The sequence below is a fragment of the Paenibacillus sp. VTT E-133291 genome (genome assembly GCF_002264395.1).
GTDB lineage: Bacteria > Bacillota > Bacilli > Paenibacillales > Paenibacillaceae > Paenibacillus_AQ > Paenibacillus_AQ nitricinens.
Genome location: NZ_NFVA01000011.1, coordinates 1 through 21,117, shown reverse-complemented (window position 1 = coordinate 21,117; position 21,117 = coordinate 1). Strand labels below are relative to the sequence as shown.

Annotated in this window: 24 protein-coding genes; 3 read left to right on the top strand and 21 right to left on the bottom strand. The window is 39.0% G+C overall.

Annotated elements, in window-relative coordinates:
• Window positions 1-86: 86 nt before the first annotated feature.
• Window positions 87-947, bottom strand: a complete 861-nt coding sequence (locus tag CA598_RS07210; protein ID WP_094876065.1) for a DUF421 domain-containing protein — start codon at window positions 945-947, stop codon at window positions 87-89.
• Window positions 948-1,153: 206 nt separating this feature from the next.
• Here CA598_RS07210 and CA598_RS07205 point away from each other — a divergent pair, with 206 nt between their 5' ends.
• Window positions 1,154-1,360, top strand: a complete 207-nt coding sequence (locus CA598_RS07205) for a DUF1657 domain-containing protein (protein WP_036678243.1) — start codon at window positions 1,154-1,156, stop codon at window positions 1,358-1,360.
• Window positions 1,361-1,446: 86 nt separating this feature from the next.
• Here the strand turns inward: CA598_RS07205 and CA598_RS07200 are convergent, their stop codons facing one another.
• From CA598_RS07200 to CA598_RS07160, 9 genes are all read right to left on the bottom strand, one after another.
• Complete coding sequence (locus tag CA598_RS07200) at window positions 1,447-3,195, bottom strand: sensor histidine kinase (RefSeq protein ID WP_094876064.1); 1,749 nt, start codon at window positions 3,193-3,195, stop codon at window positions 1,447-1,449.
• Between the two features lie 12 nt (window positions 3,196-3,207).
• On the bottom strand, window positions 3,208-4,788 hold the full coding sequence (locus CA598_RS07195; RefSeq protein WP_094876063.1) for a response regulator transcription factor: 1,581 nt from the start codon (window positions 4,786-4,788) through the stop codon (window positions 3,208-3,210).
• 167 nt (window positions 4,789-4,955) lie between these two features.
• Window positions 4,956-6,641 carry an extracellular solute-binding protein gene (locus tag CA598_RS07190; RefSeq protein ID WP_094869893.1) on the bottom strand — a complete coding sequence of 562 codons (1,686 nt, stop codon included), beginning with the start codon at window positions 6,639-6,641 and terminating at the stop codon, window positions 4,956-4,958.
• Window positions 6,642-6,713: 72 nt separating this feature from the next.
• Window positions 6,714-7,610, bottom strand: a complete 897-nt coding sequence (locus CA598_RS07185; protein WP_042127373.1) for a carbohydrate ABC transporter permease — start codon at window positions 7,608-7,610, stop codon at window positions 6,714-6,716.
• Between the two features lie 29 nt (window positions 7,611-7,639).
• The gene (locus tag CA598_RS07180; protein WP_094869814.1) at window positions 7,640-8,608 is read right to left on the bottom strand and encodes an ABC transporter permease; all 969 of its coding nucleotides are present in this window, start codon (window positions 8,606-8,608) and stop codon (window positions 7,640-7,642) included.
• A gap of 263 nt (window positions 8,609-8,871) precedes the next feature.
• Complete coding sequence (locus CA598_RS07175; protein ID WP_094876062.1) at window positions 8,872-10,092, bottom strand: FAD-dependent oxidoreductase; 1,221 nt, start codon at window positions 10,090-10,092, stop codon at window positions 8,872-8,874.
• Window positions 10,093-10,175: 83 nt separating this feature from the next.
• A complete protein-coding gene (locus CA598_RS07170) occupies window positions 10,176-10,736 on the bottom strand; it encodes a YeeE/YedE thiosulfate transporter family protein (RefSeq protein ID WP_232061338.1) in 561 nt (186 codons plus the stop codon).
• Window positions 10,737-10,758: 22 nt separating this feature from the next.
• The gene (locus CA598_RS07165; protein ID WP_094869812.1) at window positions 10,759-10,986 is read right to left on the bottom strand and encodes a sulfurtransferase TusA family protein; all 228 of its coding nucleotides are present in this window, start codon (window positions 10,984-10,986) and stop codon (window positions 10,759-10,761) included.
• Window positions 10,987-11,051: 65 nt separating this feature from the next.
• Window positions 11,052-11,741 carry a YeeE/YedE thiosulfate transporter family protein gene (locus CA598_RS07160; protein WP_094876061.1) on the bottom strand — a complete coding sequence of 230 codons (690 nt, stop codon included), beginning with the start codon at window positions 11,739-11,741 and terminating at the stop codon, window positions 11,052-11,054.
• A gap of 174 nt (window positions 11,742-11,915) precedes the next feature.
• Between CA598_RS07160 and CA598_RS07155 the strand changes: the two genes are divergently transcribed.
• The gene (locus CA598_RS07155) at window positions 11,916-12,800 is read left to right on the top strand and encodes a LysR family transcriptional regulator (protein WP_094876060.1); all 885 of its coding nucleotides are present in this window, start codon (window positions 11,916-11,918) and stop codon (window positions 12,798-12,800) included.
• 2 nt (window positions 12,801-12,802) lie between these two features.
• Here the strand turns inward: CA598_RS07155 and CA598_RS07150 are convergent, their stop codons facing one another.
• From CA598_RS07150 to CA598_RS07100, 11 genes are all read right to left on the bottom strand, one after another.
• Entirely contained in the window at window positions 12,803-13,018 is a 216-nt protein-coding gene (locus CA598_RS07150; protein WP_094869810.1) for a sulfurtransferase TusA family protein, read from the bottom strand.
• 33 nt (window positions 13,019-13,051) lie between these two features.
• Entirely contained in the window at window positions 13,052-13,486 is a 435-nt protein-coding gene (locus CA598_RS07145) for an NUDIX hydrolase (protein ID WP_256990382.1), read from the bottom strand.
• Window positions 13,477-14,370 carry a PhzF family phenazine biosynthesis isomerase gene (locus tag CA598_RS07140; RefSeq protein WP_094876059.1) on the bottom strand — a complete coding sequence of 298 codons (894 nt, stop codon included), beginning with the start codon at window positions 14,368-14,370 and terminating at the stop codon, window positions 13,477-13,479. The genes CA598_RS07145 and CA598_RS07140 overlap by 10 nt, the downstream gene beginning before the upstream one ends.
• Window positions 14,371-14,407: 37 nt before the next feature.
• Window positions 14,408-15,136, bottom strand: coding sequence for a DUF5071 domain-containing protein (locus tag CA598_RS07135; RefSeq protein ID WP_094876058.1), 729 nt, complete (start codon window positions 15,134-15,136; stop codon window positions 14,408-14,410).
• A gap of 165 nt (window positions 15,137-15,301) precedes the next feature.
• Complete coding sequence (locus CA598_RS32185) at window positions 15,302-15,739, bottom strand: LPXTG cell wall anchor domain-containing protein (protein WP_179283609.1); 438 nt, start codon at window positions 15,737-15,739, stop codon at window positions 15,302-15,304.
• Window positions 15,740-15,963: 224 nt separating this feature from the next.
• Window positions 15,964-16,506: a ClbS/DfsB family four-helix bundle protein gene (locus tag CA598_RS07125; RefSeq protein WP_094876057.1), complete on the bottom strand. Its 543-nt coding sequence runs from the start codon at window positions 16,504-16,506 to the stop codon at window positions 15,964-15,966.
• 30 nt (window positions 16,507-16,536) lie between these two features.
• A complete protein-coding gene (locus tag CA598_RS33440; protein ID WP_179283608.1) occupies window positions 16,537-16,995 on the bottom strand; it encodes a DUF2569 family protein in 459 nt (152 codons plus the stop codon).
• 93 nt (window positions 16,996-17,088) lie between these two features.
• Complete coding sequence (locus CA598_RS07115) at window positions 17,089-17,946, bottom strand: S66 family peptidase (protein WP_094876055.1); 858 nt, start codon at window positions 17,944-17,946, stop codon at window positions 17,089-17,091.
• Window positions 17,947-17,966: 20 nt separating this feature from the next.
• Complete coding sequence (locus CA598_RS07110) at window positions 17,967-18,602, bottom strand: pyridoxamine 5'-phosphate oxidase family protein (RefSeq protein ID WP_094876054.1); 636 nt, start codon at window positions 18,600-18,602, stop codon at window positions 17,967-17,969.
• Window positions 18,603-18,613: 11 nt separating this feature from the next.
• The gene (locus tag CA598_RS07105; protein WP_094876053.1) at window positions 18,614-19,375 is read right to left on the bottom strand and encodes a class I SAM-dependent methyltransferase; all 762 of its coding nucleotides are present in this window, start codon (window positions 19,373-19,375) and stop codon (window positions 18,614-18,616) included.
• Window positions 19,372-20,358 (bottom strand): phosphotransferase, encoded by a 987-nt coding sequence (locus CA598_RS07100; protein ID WP_094876052.1) that lies wholly within the window; start codon window positions 20,356-20,358, stop codon window positions 19,372-19,374. Before CA598_RS07100 ends, CA598_RS07105 begins: the two co-directional genes overlap by 4 nt.
• Window positions 20,359-20,505: 147 nt before the next feature.
• Between CA598_RS07100 and CA598_RS07095 the strand changes: the two genes are divergently transcribed.
• A complete protein-coding gene (locus CA598_RS07095; RefSeq protein ID WP_094876051.1) occupies window positions 20,506-21,000 on the top strand; it encodes a hypothetical protein in 495 nt (164 codons plus the stop codon).
• Window positions 21,001-21,117: the final 117 nt, after the last annotated feature.

The window sequence follows — 21,117 nt, the reverse complement described above, 5'->3', positions numbered from 1 at the left end:
TTTCTACTCCATTTAGCTGCAGACAAAGAAAGAACCGGAATGAATAACCGGTTCTTTCGTGTTTTTGTATGAGGTTTGTTAGCCCATCAACTTTGGATTAAAGGCTTTAGCACTTTCAAAGATGCTTGCAATTGCTCTGAGCACTGTTCATACATTTTTTTTGCTTTTTCATTATCTGTCGACAAACTGAACATTTCCAGATCCGCTTCACATTTTTTGAGCAAAGCATATAATTGTGGTTTATCTTGTGGCTGTGGAACTTTAAAGTTATCAGCATACAAATCGACCGTCAGCTCACCGTAAGAATCAACTTGCCCGAGAAATACATTCTCGACGGTTAGCCCCATTTTCTCAAGCGCTCCATCAAGCCAGCTGCGTGTCAGATTTAAGGTGTCTAGCGGTTTATCTAATACTTTCCCATCCATGATGACAGCTTGTGATTCTTTCTGTGGGGCTACCCTCACGCCCAGATCCTTTGCCGATAGCGGGAGATACTCCTTCTTAAGCAGAATATTTATCGCTCCGTCAGACTCCATAATCGCAAACTCAACTTCAGATATGTTGAATACATCTTTAGCACGAAGTTTCGCTAATAATTCATCTGTAGTCAAGAGTTCCTTTTTCATATTATCTTCGAGTATTTTACCGTCCTTAATAAGTACAGTAGCCTTAAAATCAATAAAATCTCTTGCTTTCTTACTCTTGGTCTGAACAAATTCAATACCAAGCGAACAGGCCACCCAAACCACAAGTGCAATCAGGCCCAAATGCCAATACTTATCCGTGTCCATAGAAATGTAGGCGGCCAAGCTACCGATGGTTATTCCCGTAATGTACTCAAAGAACGAAAGCTGTGAAACTTGTCTCTTTCCCAACAATTTCGTTAATAAGAAAAGGACTACCACAGCAAAGAGTGTTCGAACTACAACCTCCAACCACTCCGGCATTACAAATACCCTCCTTTTAAATCAACCCTTGTTTATTAACACTCATTATTTGTTAAATACGGTTTATTCAATCCTAAATTAGACTACTTTTTTATGGAAATCGGGTTACTTGAAAAGTTTGTATTTTTTTCCTGCATAACTAAAGTGGGGGTTGAGGACAATAGGAAACGTCATGCTAAAAACTTTAAACAGAGGAGAGAAACCTAATGACAGTAGCCTCACAAGTAAAAACATGTTTATCTTCTTTAAAAGGTGCACAAGCGAGCCTTGAGCAATTTGCACTTGAAACACAAAACGAAAGTGCAAAAACGTTATTTACAAATGCAGCTGAGCAAACGCAGCAAATCGTAACACAGGTAGAGAATCGGGTAACCGAATTAGAGTCTGAAGAACCTCAATACAAAGGCTTCTAAATTTATCACATGAACAATCAAGGGGTCTAAAAGCTAGCACTAGCTAGCTTTAGACCCCTTTCTCTATAACACAACAACAATGCGCCTTACTTTCTTTTTTTAGCAGGAATCAAGATCTGAACTGAAGTGCCAATTCCGACACGACTAAAAATAGTTACGCCATACTCAGGCCCATATTGCAGTTTAATCCGTTGATCCACATTACGGACGCCATAACCGGTGTTCGTATGACCCTTCGAATCGAATATTTGATCAATCCGTTCCTGTCTGATGCCTATACCGTCGTCAATGATTCGGAAGAGAATACTATCGCCTTCCTTACGTCCTACTATCCGCAAATGAATGTGATCGCCGCACCAAGCATGTTTTAGCACGTTCTCGATAAAAGGTTGTAGAATCAGTTTAATAGTCTCGTAAGGCCAGATCTCTGTATCAAAATCAAACATAACCTCCAAGCGGTCACCATATTTAATTTTCTGGATTTCTAAATAGGCGTTGGCTTGCTCAATTTCGGTTGGAACCGGAATCATCGTACGGCCTTCATTTAGTGTTAAACGATAAAACTTCGCTAACTCCAGTACCATCTTCTGCAGCTTCTCATTTTGACCAAACTTGGCTAATTGAATAATAGACGACAAAGTATTGTACAGGAAATGTGGGTTGATTTGCGATTGTAGGATTTCAAGCTCCGCTTCTTTCTTCTGGAGCTGCGTCAGATATACCTCTTTAATCAACATATCAATATTCTCACCCATATCATTCAGCGCAGTTGCTATCTGAGAGAATTCATCCTTCCCCCGATATTTTATACGCTTGTGAAGATCACCTTCCCGATAAGCATTAAGCACATATACGAACTTATTAATCCGAATCGAAAAATAACGGGATATAAATATGCCTACAAAGCTAAAAACCACACAGCATATGAGACACATTAAAATAATAAACAAACGTACCTTCATTGCATCCTTTTCAAGGATTGCAATTGGAACAAGCGCGATTAATTGCCATGCTTGGTTAGCAACCATAATTGTTTCTTTAATCGTAAGGTAATCCTTATTTAGTTCGGCTTCATTAGTATAGTTCTCCGGTAGTTCACCCGATTGATACATCGTTCTTCCAAACTCATTTTTTATAATTAAATTACTTCCTTTTCCTATCTTCGTATAACTGACACTGTCAAATAGATCTGGAATTCTTACATTAATCCGCAGGAATCCTATCTCTTTAGGCTTAAGAGGTTCGTATGTATCAATTAGTCTACGGAGCAACGAGATGCGGTTATTCTCTACATCGCTCTCGATCTGCCACCATTTCATAGTTTCAGCGTACTTTTCAGTTGGAAAATCATAGTACCAGGATTTACCTTCAATTCGTTTCATGTGGTAGAGATGATAAAAGCTACTATTATCCAAATAGCCCTCAAGTGAATTCGAATAGATCTCAGGGATCGATTCATTCTTTAAGAATAGCGACATTCCTATCTTCACACCTGTAGATTGAATAGCTACGTCAAGCTTCGGCAGCACCTTCTTAGACATCCGATCGTAATTTTCCCAGCCTTCCTCATAACTCCGAAGATTTCGATAAAAATCAAAATCACTGTATAATTGCGTTGATATTCGAGTAACTTCGTCCATTTTATAATCAATATTGTCACGTATCTGCAATAACGTTCCTTTAATATTCGTATTGATATGTTCGCGCAATGAATCATTATACATGGAATGAGAGACAAACCCTATCAAGGATATAGGAATAATAATAAAAAACATATACGTCAGCATTAACTTATACCCAATCGGCACATATTTATGTCTTCTTCGCATTTTCATAATCATCCCCCATCACTTGTCGCGCTTACGATACTCCATAGGTGTCATACCATAAGCCTCTTTGAACTGTCTGCTGAAATAAGGGAGATACCGATAGCCTACCTTGCTAGCGATTTCATAGATTTTGCATGTCGGATCTTTTAAAAGCTTGCCTGCTTGATCCATTCGAAGCTGTGTAAGTACTTCGCTGAACGTTTTCCCAGTTTCCTCTTTGAATAGGTAACCCAAATAGTTAGGGGAGAAAGAGAACTGCTGCGCAATATCTTTAAGCGTAAAGTTATCACTCATTCTGTCCTGCATCGTTTGGATGATTTCTCTAATCAATTTATGGTTCACTGAATCTGATTTACTACGCAGGTACTCTGAGATCTCAAACGTTTTGAGTACGAGCCATGAGCGAATATCGCTGATCGTATCGAATTGGTGTAAAACATCTAAACTATGTATCTCCATACTTAAAATTTCAAATAAATCCTCACTAACATCCTTTAACTGCTGATCCAGCTTCCAAATGATATACATGGCCAGATTATGAATCGTGAATTTGGATCTTAAACTACTTACAGAGCGGAATAACTTGTCTATCTCATCATAAATAAGAACTAACTCATACTCTTTCACCGCTTTAAACAGCGTATCCATACGGGTATCTAACATACGGGCATCGATCATCCCCGGTTCGCTGCTAACGGTTTCATACATAATAAGATTGCCCTTGCCAATAAACATTTTCCCGTCCACAGCTTCCATAGCTTGTCGATAGGAGATATGAATCTGTTCCATAGAAAATGTTGGTTTGCCTACACCTACAGTCATTGTGACTGGAAACTTCGCTCGAATCGAGGCGTAAATATCCGCAGTAAACTTTTCCATTTCCTGCTCGTTAATCAATAATGCAATCCGATAGGCCGATACCTTGTAACAATGTGGCATTCCGTGCTTCTGACCTATTCTATTCACTTCATAAAGGAAGTCCTTGGCCATTTGATGTTTAGATAGATTATCCTGTCCTTGAAGCCAGTTGAAGTAGTCAAGCTCCAAGACAGCTACACGAACAGGCCAATTCAGCTTATCCAAACCGTATGACTTCACAAGCGACAACATTCCGGCCTGGCTACCCTCTTCCCATTCTCCTTCGAATAAGCGGATTAACAAATCATTTTTGGCCATTGGAATCATATGCTGATAGGCTTCTTCAACATCACGGCGCTTACGTTCATCGTCTAAATCCTGCCTTACTTTCTGAAGTGCAGCAATGAGTTCACTATCATCCATGGGCTTAAGGACGTAACTATACGCCTTTAGTGACAAAGCTTGCTTAACATAACTGAAATCTTGGTAACCGCTTACAAATATCACGCGTATATCCTTTTTTTTCTCTATGGCAATTCGGGCCAGCTCAAGACCCGACATATTCGGCATATTCACATCACTTACGATAATATCAATCACATGCTGGTCTAAAATATCGCACGCGGTAAACGCGTTATTTGCAGCCTCCACAACTTCCATACCAAGCTCATTCCAAGGAATAAATTGTCTCATACCTTCTAGATCCAACATCTCATCGTCTACTAATAATACGTTGTACATCAACAAGTCCCCCTTTGAAATGCATTAATCAATCCTGTAAATTCTACCATTACTCTTTCCCAGTATACCATTCATAAATTTGTCTAACAGTCTATAAACAATGAGTCATCAGAATACAACGTAAAAACGAAGGCTTGCCTATTAGCAAACCTTCGCATTACTAATTATTATTTTCCTAAAGCTTTCTTGTTTTCTGTCCATACTTTTGTAACATAATCAAGGAATTTCTCATAGCCAACCTTCATGGAATCATCATGAGCTTTGTCAAGAATGGCTAATGCTTCTGCATCGGTCTTCGCATACATTGATTTCGCTCTAGCAGTTAGCCAGATATCTCTTACGCTTTGTCTGATAATGCCTTCTTCACTGTCTGGAGCCGGATCCCAGTTTAGGAACTCTGTAAAGTCGCCTTGTGAAGCCCACGTTACTTCCATCTGCCAGCGGTTACTAAAGTCGATCTTGTCAGCTGGAAGGGTTTGCAACATCATTTTCTTCGTATTATCCAAGAAAACCGTGTTTCCTACCCAAACCAAGTCACCAGCCTTGCCACTGATTTCAGATAATGCTTCTGGCTCATTCAGATATTTTTCTTTATTGAATTTAGGAGTAAGTCCATCTGCTTCAAATCCATCCCAGTATGCGTCTGGTCCGGGAGGGCCCCAGTTAAGCACCATAGAACCTTCTGCACCTGTCATCCAATCAAGCATTGCGAATACAGCTTCTGGATTTTTAGCGTTTTTAGTGATTGTAGCAACGTTCCAGCCTAACTGATTGTACGTTCCCGGAGTGATTTTACTTTGATCCAAGCCCGGTTTGTAGATTGGTTTAATAAACATATAACCCTCTTCCGGATTTTTCTTCTTCATCTCTTCATCAGCAGTAGCGAGCAATTTCATCGGATCGAATGTCGCAATCACAGCGAACTTGCCATTCATCGCTTTCTCTCTAATTTGGTCTTCTGTTTGGGTGTTCGCATCCTGTGTCATAAGCTTCTCACGCATTAATTTAGCACCAAAGACAACGGACTCACGGAACCCTTCATCTTTGTAAATGGAAGCCATTTTGTCGCCATCAGGTACAGCGTATATTCTAGTATACGAAAGGTTATTCTCTTTAAAAGAGGAGAACAACTGATCAATACCGTTACCATCTTTAGCTAAGCCAGTCTCAAACGGAATAACATCTGGGAACTTCGCTTTAACAGCATTTAAGTAAGCATACAAATCATCCGTAGTCTCTAGCTTTGGAGAACCAAGTTCTTTGTATATTTTCTTATTGATTGCATAACCGGCATTGCCGTTTGGCTGTGTTGTATAGTAATTCGGCAGCTGATAGATTTTCCCATCAGGAGAACGAAGCAATTCCAAATGTCCAGCTGTTAAGTACTTTTTAAAGTTTGGATATTTATCAATGTATTCATCCAAAGGAACTAGCATATCTGCTTGACGAAGACGCTCTACGTCAGCACCTTTCTCCGTCCACACAATATCCGGTAGCTCGTTACCAACGATCATGGTTTGCAGCTTTTGAGCATTATTACCACCAGAACTAATTCCAGTGACATTGATTTTCAAATTATCTAAAATCCATTTAGAAGCAGCATCTTTGCCCCATTTCGGCATTTGATACCAGCCGTAGTTTCCGTAGAATGATACTTCAAGCGGTTCTTTCCCTAACTCATACAAATCAGCCGCTGGAGCTTCAGTCGCTGTGTTAACCGCTGTTCCTCCTTCTTTCGCTGGTTCAGCAGTTGCAGCTGGAGCACTTGAATTGTTGCCACTACACCCCGCCACCACTGTCGACAATAGCAAGGTAGACAACGTTCCGAGAAGCATCTTTCTCTTAGTCTTCAATGTATTTTCCCCTTTCAATTTGTAATCTATGTTCAAAGCAATACGCTCTAAACCCCATCTCATTCTATCATCCTACTCTTTCAATGATCCGACTAAGACCCCTTTAACGAAGAATCTTTGCAGGAATGGGTATACACATACAATCGGAATGGTTGCAACCATGATCGTAGCCATCGTTAATGACTTCGACGTTATTTTCTTGGCTGAGTTAATATGAGCAATGGAACTTGCATCTACATTAGACAGCTGTTCAGAAGCAATATTAGAGAACAATATCTGTCTCAAGATGGTCTGAATCGGCATTAACTCTTCTTTCGTAATGTAAATACTCGCTACGAACCACTCATTCCAGTGATTGACTGCTGTGAACAATGATAATGTTGCGATGACAGGCCCTGACAAGGGAAGTACGATTCGGAGAAAAGTTCCCCAGTATCCGCAGCCATCAATCTTTGCTGACTCCTCTAAACCTTGCGGAAGACCTTGGAAGAAGGTCCGGAATATGATCATATTCCATACGCTGACAAGTGCAGGAATAATAAACACCCAAAATGAGTTGAAGAGGCCTAAACTTCTGATAAGCATGTATGACGGAATGAGTCCCCCACCGAAATACATTGTAATGATACACATAATCATGTAGTATTTGCGACCCATTAGTTCGCGCTTCGACATCCCATAAGCAAATATCGAAGTAGCCAATATCGCTGTTACTGTACCAATTACCGTCCGCAATGTTGCAATGACGAATCCACCCATTAAACGAGAATCTTCAAATACGATCTTATAATTCTCAAGCGTGAACTCACGGACCCAGAAAGTAATTCCGCCTTTGGAAGTATCCATCCCCTCATTAAAAGAAATCACAAGTGAATTCCAAAATGGATAAAACGCGGAGAAAGCCAGTAAGGTCAAGAATACATATATGAATCCAATAAACAATCGGTCTCCTATGTTAGTACGTTTCATAATTCAGTCCCCCTATATTGAGTAATTCATTACCACAAGCTGTTTCCTGCTCTTCTGGCAATGAAATTTGCAAAGGTAAGTAATGTCACACTGATAACGGCCTTGAATAATCCGATAGCAGTCGCATAGGAGTACCTGAAGTTATCTATACCGACACGTACAACATATACATCAACTGAATCTGATACCTCTCGTAGAGCCGGATTGGAAGCCAGGATCAAAATATCTTCAAATCCTGCATTCACCAGATTACCGATAGCCAGAATCATAAAGATGATCACAACTGGCATAATGGAAGGCAACGTTATCAAATATATCTGTTTAAAACGGCTCGCACCATCCATCGAAGCAGCTTCGTATAAGTGCGGATCAATACCAGCAATGGCAGCTAAGTAAACGATTGAGGCAAATCCAATTTCCTTCCATACATTGGTTGTAACTAAAATTCCCCAGAAATATTCGGTCATAGAAAGGAAATTAATCGGTTCATCAATAAATCTCAATTTCTCAAGCAGCATATTTATACTGCCATTATCTACGGATAGCATCGAAGTAACCATCGAGCCGATAACCACCCAAGATAAGAAGTGAGGCAAGTATGTAACGGTCTGAATTACTCGTTTAAAAAACATCTTACGAACTTCATTCAGCATTAACGCCAGAATGATTGGTGCGGGAAATCCAAAACAAAACTTCAGTAAACTAATGATGATTGTATTTTTCATAACCACTTCAAATTCAGGTGCATTAAAGAAGTAAGTAAAGTGCTTTAATCCAACCCAATCACTGCTAATAAAGCTATTCCCTAACTTGTAATCCTGGAAAGCAATTAGAATACCGTACATGGGGATATAAGCAAAAATAAAAACTAATACGAGTGCTGGCAATACCATAAGCTGTAGATCTATTTGCTTAAAAAAGCGTCTTATCCCGCTGGTCTTATGCTTGCCGAGATCCGGTCTTGATGTCTTGTCTGGTGCGACGCTTGCGTTCGCCATATGTAAGTCCTCCTAAACCTAGATTCATATAAATAAAGCATCTTTCATGGCTTTCTCTCTTTTTGCAGCCTTGGCTCTCCTCTACTCTCCCTCCGTTGATTTGCTATCTTATGAATTAATCTTAATATCTAAGCGCTTTCAAAGGTATATGACAAAACAACTATTATTGATACTTTGACACTTTCTTGAAATAGCTCGTCCAATTTAATAAAAGCATAATTAATAAAAGCCCTATGCAGATATCTCTGCATAGGGCTCTTCCATCAATTCGTTAGAGCATTCAATATGTTATCACTTATTTTGTCTGTAAGTACCCTTTGGATCTTTCCATCATCCAGATAAACTATAGAAGGTACTGAATCTATTCCCAGCTTGGCAGCAAGTCCGGGTGATTTATATACGTCAACCTTTGTGACCCTGGTCTCAGTATGGGATTGTTCAAACGCTTCAATGCGCGGTAATAGCTCCCGACATGAAGGATCAGTTGCATTCCATAAATAGACAACGGATGGTTTTCCTTGATTTAGAATTTGATGCTCGTAAGTCTCACATTCAGAGATGTACTTCTCTGCACCATACCCTGCAATGGCACCATCACCGACAGCTGTAGCCACTTGCTTAAGGAACTTATCACACACATCCCCTGCTGCGAATACACCAGGTATATTCGTTTCCATTTTTTCATTGACAAGTAAATATCCATTTCGATTCAACTCGACTACACCTGAAAAAATTTCTGTGTTCGGTGTATAGCCAATAAATAAGAAACATGAATCGACCTTTATATTTTGCAAATCATTCGATTTTAGATTTTTTAAGACAACGGAACTCAAGCGCTCTTCGCCCTCGAAAGAACTTACTACCGTATTCCACATGAATTCCATTTTAGGGTTTTCTAGTGCCTGCGTTTTGGCAATTTCATTACAATCCATTTTGCCAAGATCATGAATGACAGAAACGATCACTTTATCTGCAAACTTAGTCAGAAACATCCCTTCCTCAATAGCTGCATCACCACTGCCAACGACCATAACTGTCTTCCCTGTATTTGCCGCAGCGTCACAGGTTGCACAGAAAGAAATCCCTTTATCATATAAGAACTTATCTTCATTAGCAGCTCCAGTAATTCTTGGCTTGCCACCACTAGCAATGATTATGACCTTGCACTCATAACGAACCCGAAAGGTCTCCACTACCTTAATATCTTCCGCTACCGAAACAGATTTTACATCTGTCATTTTAAAATCCACACCAAATTTCTTAGCTTGTTTATGAAATAATCCCATAAGGTCTGTACCGGTCGTACCTTCAGGAAAACCAGGATAATTTTCTATTTCATTAGTATAAGTGGCAAGACCACCTACCAGTGATTTTTCCAAGAGAAGAGTCTTTAATTTTGCTCGTCCACAATAGATTCCCGCTGTTAATCCAGCAGCCCCGCCACCGATAATAACGACATCATACTTTTCAGTCTTCTTTTCCATTTCTTTTGTCCCTCCTGTGAGTCTGTTCCTTAATAAAATAGGCTGACTCTCGTCAGCACTATAAGCTCAGCCTATTTCACTTTTCACATAAAGAATTTGGCTAATAATTTACTGCCTATAAATGCACCTACCAGCAAGAACAATCCAAAAATCCAACCTGAAAGCGATAATGAAGCTATAGCCGTAAACAATGCACCAATATTACATCCATTAGCCAGTCTAGCTCCGTACCCCATAAGCAAACCACCAAGAACCGCTGCTACAACCTGCTTTTTGGACTTAATTTTCTTCAGCTTGAATTCGGAAGCAAACAAAGTTGCTGCTAAAGCACCTAATATAATCCCTACATTTCGAATGGAACCACCATCATTCAAAAATCCGGAAGATAATGTTTTTTGAGCTTTCTCAGTACTAAAGTACGCCCAGTTATCTACATTTCCTCCTACCAGGCGATACGCCCAAGCTCCCCAGTCTGCAAAAGCACTTGTTACTCCCCATCCTTTAGAGAAAACAGCCAGATGTGCTGTAGCGAACACAGCGAGAAGTACAGCTCCAGTTACATAAGTAAACGGTTCTTTGAGCAATTGCTTGTAAAAGCGGTTAGACGATATCTTCAACCAGAATTCATTCACCGTTTCATTCACCGTCCTTTCCTACTCAGCGATCCTATTTTACCTTCTCAATAACAACTTCCCACTCGCCATCATCGACCTCTTCGATTTCCACATGATGTCCCTGTTTTCTCGCCCATTCTGGTACGTTTTTCATTGCGCAGCTATGATCAATAGCAACAACAAGAACGTCTCCAACATTTAGTTCAGTCATCTTCTTTTCTGTTCTCATTAACGGAACCGGACAAGCTTCTCCCATGCAATCAAGTGTAAATTCAGACATTTTAAAAACCACCTTTATATTTTTTTGAATTACTATTAGTGAAAATATTCACGTAATAACTTAAACTAATCTACGCTTCCCATCTTTTTCTCTTGCCATTTAACTGCAGCGATGTACAACAGAAGAATTATCAGGAACTGAACAACCAGTGCTCCAAGCCAACCAAATACATCAGGCAAAAATACAGTTGGTGCATCCTTTATAACGTTAGCTCTCCACCACCCCATATCATGTGATCCCCAAAGTGAACCAATGACAAAGAATACAAGCGACAGCATCTGCATCGTGAACCCTTCACCTACACGCATCAATGTACCCGAAGCGCAACCACCTGCAATAACCATGCCAATTCCGAATAATACAGCGCCAATGATCAAAGCCAAGCTGATCTGACCCACATTATCCATCCCAGGAATCGGCTTACCTTCCAGAAACGCTGGGTACTTAATCGCTGTAAATCCGATGGTTGCAAGGGAAAAAGCAATCAGAACCGCTCTTGTAACTGATGTGCTGCCTGTAATACAGGGATCTCTTAGTGATGCAGTAAAGCAGAAACGTGATCTTTGCAAAATAACGCCAAACGAAATACCGAAAAGCAGGTAGACAACCATTTTATCGTGGGAATGGTCTAGGAAAAAACCAAACCCAATAATGAGAGCTGTGACCAGCAACGCGATGGGCAACTGACTCTTTTTAGGTTTTCTTGGAGCTCTGGTTCGGGTTGATCTCGTTTCGGGACTTACGGTTTGCCCCATAGTCTAACACCTCCATCGTTTTTATGTAATTGACTATGTGAAAATAGTAACACACTTATTTGAGCTGTAGTTATCGGCTTTCTTTATGCTGTATAAGTGTTACTAATGGCACAGATGAAGCGCAATCAAGTATGCTATAGTGTGCACTAACAGCGGACAACAGGAGGAATAAGTATGAATATGGAAACGCTTAAATTCTTTTTAGATATTGCAACGTTAAAGAGCATTTCTAAAGCCGCTCAGAAATCTCATATCACCCAATCCGCACTTAGTCAGCAGTTGAAATCCTGGGAGAGTACCTTAGGGTCTGAGCTTTTTGTGCGAAGCAACAAAGGGGCCAGCCTAACAGAAGCAGGAATTATTGTAGAGAAATATGCGGGGCAAATCATCAAATTGTATGATGATATGGTCACAGAGATCAATCATTTACAGCCAACACAACATGAGCTGTCTATTTATGCGATTCCAGAAGTCTGTAATTATGCCCTGCCATGTACCTTATATGAGGTAAAAAAACATTTTCCCAATTGCCATATTACTCTAAACGAAGGGGCATCGTCACTAGTAGAAGAACGTTTGCTTCTTGAAGAAGGTGATATCGGGTTTATTTCCGGTCCCTCTCCAAAATCAGAATTAAGCTCACATATGGTATTTTCTGATCAAGTTATGTTGGTGGCAAGCCATACGACCGTTTGTCCTGATAAAATCACACTGAATGAGCTCCCCAATTATCCTTTAATCTGGTCCTCACAGCTTCACTGTGTGCAAAGGGCTTTGAATACCGTGTCAGAGGGCGAGCTTAAATTAAATATACTATTTAATCTAGACTCTCTTGAGGCGGTAAAGCTTGCTGCCATTAGAGGGCATGGTCTCGCCTTTCTCCCTTATATGTCCATAAAAAAAGAGTTGTATAGTAAACAACTCAAGATCATTCCTATTGATCAGTTCCAGGTCAATAACGATGTCTACATGATAAAGAAACAAAATCAGCGCTGTGACAACGATACGAAACAATTAGTTCGATATATTGAAAAGACTTTAATAGATACTTTGTGTTGAGCTTAAGCCTCAATCGTAATTTCCCATACTCCATTAAACACTTCTTGAATGGAACAGTTTAAATTTGAACCACGACAGTAATCCGTGATAGAAACTTTCGCGCAGCTATGATCAGTGACTAGCATTACCTTTTCACCCTTCTGAATAGCTTTTTGATGTTTTTTTAACATGAGTACAGGTACTGGACAGATTTCTCCCAGACAATCAATTTCTATCATGATGCTGCCTCCATTCCATAGATCATTAAAACTCTAGTAATGACCCAGCATAATCTTCTTCACAAAAGGGGTTAATGCAAGGCAGTTTAATTGTTTAATTTCTATCCACTCTGCCCCATCAGAGTCTAGTCCGTCCCCATCGGTCTTAAGCTCAAAGCTCACATCTAGCAAGGAAACATTATAAATGATGCCTATATGGTGTAACTCTTCTAACTGGGTATCATTGTATGGATAAACTAACGTATAGGAAATGGAATCATGAAGCAATCCTTTTAAACTTGTAATTCCGGTCTCTTCCCAAAACTCCCTCTTAAGGGTCTCATAAGGTTCCTCTCCAAACTCTATAGATCCACCTGGAAAGTCCCACTTTCCCGTATGAGGGCCTCTTGCTTTCTTAATTAGTAATACTTTATCGTTCTTCACTAAGACTCCATACACTCCAAGCTGAGTATATTTTATCATTTCCATAAATCCACCTCCCCCACAAACACCGCAGTTCCAGAAATAAAAACATCCATTCTATCAGAATCTAATCGATACACTTCTACATTTACTTTCCCATCTCTACCGATTTCTTGTCCTTGTTCTACATCAAATTGGATCGAGTCCATATGCGGATCAATATATTTCAAATAATAAGCCCCCATAACTCCCGATGCTGTACCTGTTACTGGATCCTCGACGGTTCCCGAAAAAGGCGATGAGAAATGTCTAGCGTGCATTAAAGCGTGCGGATCAAGCGTTTGGAGTGAAAATGGGTGTACAGATGCTTTTGGAAGCTGCGTTAAAATGTCTGGAAACAATGAATTTATCGGCTTCATTTTATTAAAGCTATCTATACTCTTAATTGGGACTAATAGAGTCCATGCGCCAGTACTGCCATAAACAATAGGTTTACCTTCTTCTAATTCATCCACATGTAATCCTAAGGCGTGCGCAAGCTTAACCCTATCACCGTCAAATTCAATAAACTCCGGTTGATCTTGCTTCATTTTTATTAGTAAGTGATTATTGTTGTCCATACTGAATTGGATGGGTAGCACACCCACATTTGTTTCGATCTTTACCGAGCTAACCTCTCCAAGGATACCCTTTGTTTTCAAAGCAAATAAAGATGCCATTGTAGCATGTCCACAAAGATTGATCTCATGGCCAGGAGTATAATATTTAAGCCTTAAATCAGCTACATCTGATGAGATTACAAAAACTGTTTCGTTAAAACCGACTTTATGAGCTATTGATTGCATTTCACTGTCGCTTAAATGATCAGCTTCTAACACTACTCCCGCAGGATTCCCTTTGTTCGGATAAGGAGAAAAAGCATCATAATGAAGGACTTTGACATTGTTCACTGACCTGTCTCCTTTATGTAGATTGAATATAGACTGACTAAGTGAGAAACTCTGCTGTGAAAATCTCTATTTCGCTTAAAACTTCTTGGCGGTTAGATATCGCATTACATATATAAAAACGGTCTTTATTGTGCTCATGAAACTGTTTAATTTCATTAGGCTGCTGATCGAAGAATTCTTTATGAAGAGCTTCACAATCAATTTCAGGATGAGTATCATGAAGTTCCTTGAGTTCAAATACAAGGGCGGCTTTTTTGCGCTGGATTATTTCACAGACCACATCTTTTGCGTATATACCGTGAGTTAATAAGATTCTTAATGCTGAAAGGTCATTGGCTTTTTCCTGTGAAATCTTAATTAATTCTGCTTGTATCTGTACGACTTGGATCGTATTCCAATGATTAATTAATACTTCAAAAATCCAGTACACCCATTCTTGATCTTCGCTGTGTTGATTTAGTACATCTTTAACATATGGAATCATCGGATCCCCTATTTCAAGTAAAAAATCAGCTATTTCCCCCGCGCCTGGCCAATTCCTATCTTGTATCCATTCAAGTAAACCCGGCAATATGCTTTTCACACGTGGATATCCTAAACGTATGACTGTTTCAGCCGCTCCATCCCAATATTCTTTTGAAATAGGCTGTAATAATAAATGAAGATCTTCATCCCTTATGTATTGTAACTTCTTCATTGCTTCTTCCTTTTCATCTTCGGGCGTGCCCCAGGATAACTTTTTGATTACATTAGATACATTTTCCATTACATCCACCTTCTCGTCATCATTTCGTCATCACTGCAAGCTTCATGGATAACCTATTTGGTAGCGCAGCATTTCCCATCTGGTTCAAATCCCCCACCATAAATAAATCTTTAACCGGTTAATAAAAGGCAAAAGACCCTGTCACCCAAAGGCATACGGATAACTCTACACCTTTGATTTCTTTCGTTTCATTATCCATATTATTAATAACACAATAATTAAAGACCCTAGTATAGAAATCCAGATCGTTTTACTTTCCAATTGACCATTGGCATATTGACCTTTATTAATGGCTTTGACAAATTCAGCTTCGTGGGTCTTAATGGCAATGATTTCTTTTGGATCAATATTCTTAATTGAATAATATGGTGTGCCCTTAGGGTAAGTATTTGAAAAGTTGCCGCTATACGTTCCTTCGTGGTCTGAATATCGTTTTACTTGCCCTATCTTCTTGTCAATTTCATTCGATGGGATGAGTTCGTCGTCTGATATTTCATAAATATCACCTGCGTAAACAACAAAAGAATAAGCCCAGTCCGCGTTCATAGAGCGCATTGGCATTAAAGCAACAATGGTTAAAATTACAATAACGAACTTCTTCATTACAACCTCCTCTATCTACGAGATTCAATTGATTCAATTGCTTTATAGAGTTCATTAATGCTCCACCTTTATTTAATCCTTCAATAAGTTCCGCTATGCCTGATTTTCCTACGACCCAAACCATCTAGCAACTTCTAAATAGGCGATCTCATCAAAACATGGAGTTCTACGATAATGCCAAAAAGCCCCCTTCAAATTTTCTCATTTTAGACGGAGGCTTGAGTTTAATCTTCATTCTTATTGGTGTTAGAGTGTGAAATAATCTTTTTCCATTTACGAATCTTCGAACGAAAAGTCTTAAACGGTGCTACTGAATTAATATGAATCCATTTGACCATCGGCCATCTTGGATTGTTTCCTGTCCATTTCCGCACACCTTGCGTAAAGAGCTCTTCATCACTTAAAGAATCAATCCAGTTCTGCCATTGTTGTTCTGTCTCTTTCAATAAAGATCTTAATTCGGCTAATGAGTTAATGGCATAGGTATGATAAAACGATTGATATAATCCGCCAAGTTGATTCCATTTATAATCCGGTGAAGGCATAATGACAGTTAACCCTGCTTTTTCATCCCTATCCCATTTCATCACTAGGTTTAGCCATCCCAATTGATAGGCAAGAATTTCTGCAGGAGTACGATCGACGCCTTCCATACGAGTGTCTTTTTGAGCATTCTCAATGCCTTCAAATTCAAGATCGAGAGATAGATAGGCAGTATGTATAGCATTTTTCAATGCCTCTTTAGATGGGTAGTCGTGTGTAGACATCATAACTCTCCTTTATGAACCATCACTAAATCACTTTATAAAGGTATTTTTTACACGCTCTGATTTAATAAAATACGCAATCCAAATTGCACTCGTCATCACAGGTCTTATAATATTCCGGAGTGACTTTCCAGTTTCAAGTTCTCTTACAAGAGGAATTTGTATAAGAAGTACGTAATCAATGATTCCGACTAAGGGTACCAGCACATAAAAAATAATTAATAATCGAGGTAATATCGATTTCTTCCCATAGAAATTAATTAGTATGTATACACTGAAAAGCAATATAGCTAGAGTAAATACTATTTCAAAAACAACGGTAGCTCCCCATAAAGGATGATAAAATTCTGATTCGTTTGATGTTAAAGCAGTCCAGACTTCAGTATCAAACATCATAGAAGTATTCTGGAAAAACTGCATGATCTGAATGACAATCGTCCCATAAAGACCAATCTGAACAAGGATTAGCCATCCCCCAAGTCCTGACACTCCTAAAGGTTTGTAATTTTTTTCTCTTCGATTATATTTGTTTCCACGACAACGCTCCCTATTTTTACATCTAATGGATTATCAAAGGTTTCCTTATAAAGTTATATTCTCACCCACAACAATACACTTACTGTCACTACCATGCCCGATCTCGTTCGTCTTCACGATAGGAATCCCGCTGATCTCCTTCAAATACGTTTCAACGATTGAAAATTCATTATAGCTCTCAAGCTCAGTAAACAACCCAAGAATCACTCCAGCACATTTTTCAAAAGTTCTAACTTGCTGAAGCTGAGCAAATAAGGAGACGATTTTGTTAGCTCTACCACTTAAACTCTCTAAGAATAAAATCCTGTTCGAAGGGTCTGGAAAATAACTTGTTCCTGCCAGCTTCAAGAAACATCGAATATTCCCGCCAATTACAATCCCACTCATCTGGTTCCCACGGACCCAATGAAAGTCGAAATCGTAAAGATCGTTATGTCCTTCGAAAAATGTGCGATAAAAAGCAGCTTGCTGCTCCACCCCATCAGAAGATACGAGATTCATCAACTGATAATGATAGGATCTTGAATTACTTTGCGTATATAATGCGTTTAAAATGACTGACAAATCACTCATTCCGAAAAAAGGCTTTGGATGTAATCGAATAATATTGTAGTCTATATACTCCAAGATCTGGTTCGCAGAATCCCCACCTGAAATATCAAAAATTGCATTGATTTCCTCATTTTTAAATAGACGATTCAGCTCCCATGCTCTTTCCTTAGGGCTCCCACTGAAATAACTATCTCTTCTAAACAAGGTGTTGGACATTACAACCTCTAGCCCAAACGAATTCATAATTCTAATTAATTTTTCTACTTTAGGCAGGTTCTCTACTCTCACACCATCAGAACAAGCGATAAGTCCCACTTTATTCCCTCGAGTGAGCTTTAAAGCTATACTCATCTCAGTTCTTCCTCTCATTTCTAATATAACCGGTTCTCATAGCTATCCTTTAATGACTTGGATACATCCTCTTGAGAGAGCCCCAGTTTTTTTGCATGCTCTGCTATGATTACCGAGGGTTTAGGCAGCATTTCTTTCAATGGCCAATACGTATTGTCCCATAGATGTGATCTCTTAAAAGCTTTAGCACAATGCATATAACATTCTTTCACTTCAACAGCAATGCCCAATCTTGGTAGTTTCCCTTGAGCCTCCATATGAACCAATATTTCAGGATCTTTAATAATCCTTGCATGCCCATTTATTCTTAAGGTCTCTTCCAGTCCGGGAATAATAAAAATCAAGCCTACTTTAGGGTTGGAGATGATGTTACGCAAAGAATCAAAACGCCGATTACCAGGGCGCTCAGGAATTACTAAATGTTTGTCATTTAACACATATACAAAACCTGCAGCATCCCCACGTGGAGATACATCACAATAGCCAGAAGAATCACTTGTTGCTATAAAGAGTATTGGTGATTTGGAAATATAATCTCGGCAATGGTGATCGATGAAGGTTATACTCTTGTTATTTACCAATTCACTGGGATATCCATACATTGATCTTAATTCTTCTTCAGAGTCTATAACTTCTTTGAAAATATTATGGTGCATCTTTCTCCCTCCTACTTTCGCAGTTTAAAAACCAAAAAATCGCTGCAACGAAAATCCTCCTCAAATGACGGATACTTCTCAATCATTTCAGCAGATGGCTTCGGCTCAATCATTTCTTCGATGTGAAAACCAGCCCGCACAATCGTATTTACATAACTGGACAACGTCCTATGAAAAATCAGAAACTTTTCCTCTTGATCTATAGGGAAGTTTTGATTATAAGTGCCCTCGTAGAAATAATTTTCCACTTTCCAATACAGCTTTTCTCCGGTATCCGACTTCACCCATCCGCTACCCGGGGTTACAAAGCAAGGGTGTGGAATTGAGAATATAAATGTCCCACCATCCACTAACAATCGATTCATTTCATGAATCGCCATATCATAATCGGATAAATCATGAATCACCATATTGGAAACGATGAGATCAAAGCTCTTATTTTGGAGAAAGCTAAGCTCTTCACAATTCCCATGAAGAAAGCTTATCTTTAACGACTCTGGTGATTTTTTCGTGGCTAGCTGAATCATATTCTGCGAATAATCAACGCCAGTTACTGAAGCCCCTGCTTTAGCAATCATTCTGCTTAAATACCCTTCACCGCAACCTGCATCTAACACCTTCTTATTTTCAACTGAACCCATGAGCCTGAATAAGGTTGGATTCAAGAAAATTTCTCGATGGATATCCCCAGTTTCACCATACGAAGATGAGATCAGTTCTGCGTATTTATCCCATCTTTTTATAGCATCTGTACTGCTCAGTTCACTTTTCATTTGATCACCTCTAAATTTCTGAAATAATCCATTTTACTATCGATAAATCCATTGTCAAAGTCTGCTGCACCGATAAGCTCACCTTCACTGAAACATAAAGCAAATAACCAAAGCTGTCTAAGTGCAACGAACATAGGAACAGCACTAATATCATTGTCACTGAGGTCTCTTAAACTTTTATATCCATTTAAAAATGCTGCCCATAACCGTTCTACTTCATCTTTATCATGGCCACTATGAATCTCTCTTGCCAATCTAAACTCTGCGATATCATAGGCTCTCCATCCGTAACCACAAATATCGAAATCATAATGTGTTAGCTTACTCTCGTCAGTGAAAGCCACATTCGTATTCCCATGCAAATCACCATGGCAGATACCCCAGTCTAAACCCGCTTCCAGATTCTTTTCCAACTCCGCTTTTAATCGCATTACTAAGTCATACAAGAATTGATAATCCTCTTGTCGATGTTTCATATATTGTTTGATCGTATGAAGAGGTTTCTCAATTAAATGTTCCAAATCAAGTGTGCCCCTCACATGTTCACTCTTAAAATTATCTGTAGCTTTGTGGATTTGTGCAACTGCCTGACCAAATAAATAACTGTCTTCTACAGCATGAATAGGCTTTTCATTTCCTTCAGCATAACTAAACATAACGCCATACTTCACACCCTCAGGCACCAGAATTTCATTAATCATGATCCCATCTTTTCGAGGAATAGGAATGGAGACGTTTACACCTTTTTCTTGCAAATCGTTCAATAACTCTAATTCAAAATCAATCTCCGATTTACTCCGTCTATCCGCTCGATAAACACGAAAGATGTATTTTTCCAATAGCGTCTCTAAGATGTATGTATCGTTCATGCCTCTAAGAAAATACTGCAGCTGTACTGGTTCTGGAATTTCATAATGTTCTTTAATATGTAATAATAATGCATCTGTTGCTAACAGTGAGTATGTAATAGGAAAAAAATTCAAGTATATCCCATCCCTTTAGGTATTTGATAGTAACACTTACACAATACCATATTTAGGTAGTTGAATCATTTCCTTCTTATATTGACGAAACCAATGTATGGTAATATAAGTATAATAATACAGGATTAAATACATGGGGGTGCTCGAATGCGTAAATCACCGTTGATATTGAGTATAATTTTATTATCCCTAACGTTAATTATGGGCTGTAGCTCAGAAGTGGATGATGCCACTAAAGCCGCTGAGAAGTACAAAAATGTGGAATATACCGTTAAGGTTACAGAGGATTTATTTTCCGAAGAATCCATTCTAGCGCGAAATGAAGAAATGAAACCCTATTTTACGGAATACTATACTGAAAAAGCGATTGGGAGCCGAATCACAACTATCCCTTACAATATCGCTAATAAACAAAAGCTTTCTTTAAAACCAGATCACCTAAAGTTCACCCTTTCCGAACAAAAGAAAGATATTGTTGAGTTAAAATATACTTGTGATCTGGTTTTGTTGGATAAGGATGACAAAGAAAGTAAACGTGTCCCTTTAGAGGGAATACTGACTATGTTTGATGTGGATGGTCAATGGTTAGTGCAAGGAGATCGTTTTGACTCGGAGGCTTTAATGAAATTGATTTATGACTAAACCTTCTTATTTTGAAAAAAAGAGGGTGTCCCAAGGTTTCTTTTTTTATGATTTTAGAAGATTTGTAGAAACTTTACCCGCTTAAATAGCGGAGAGAACGGACTGATTGTGGAAAAG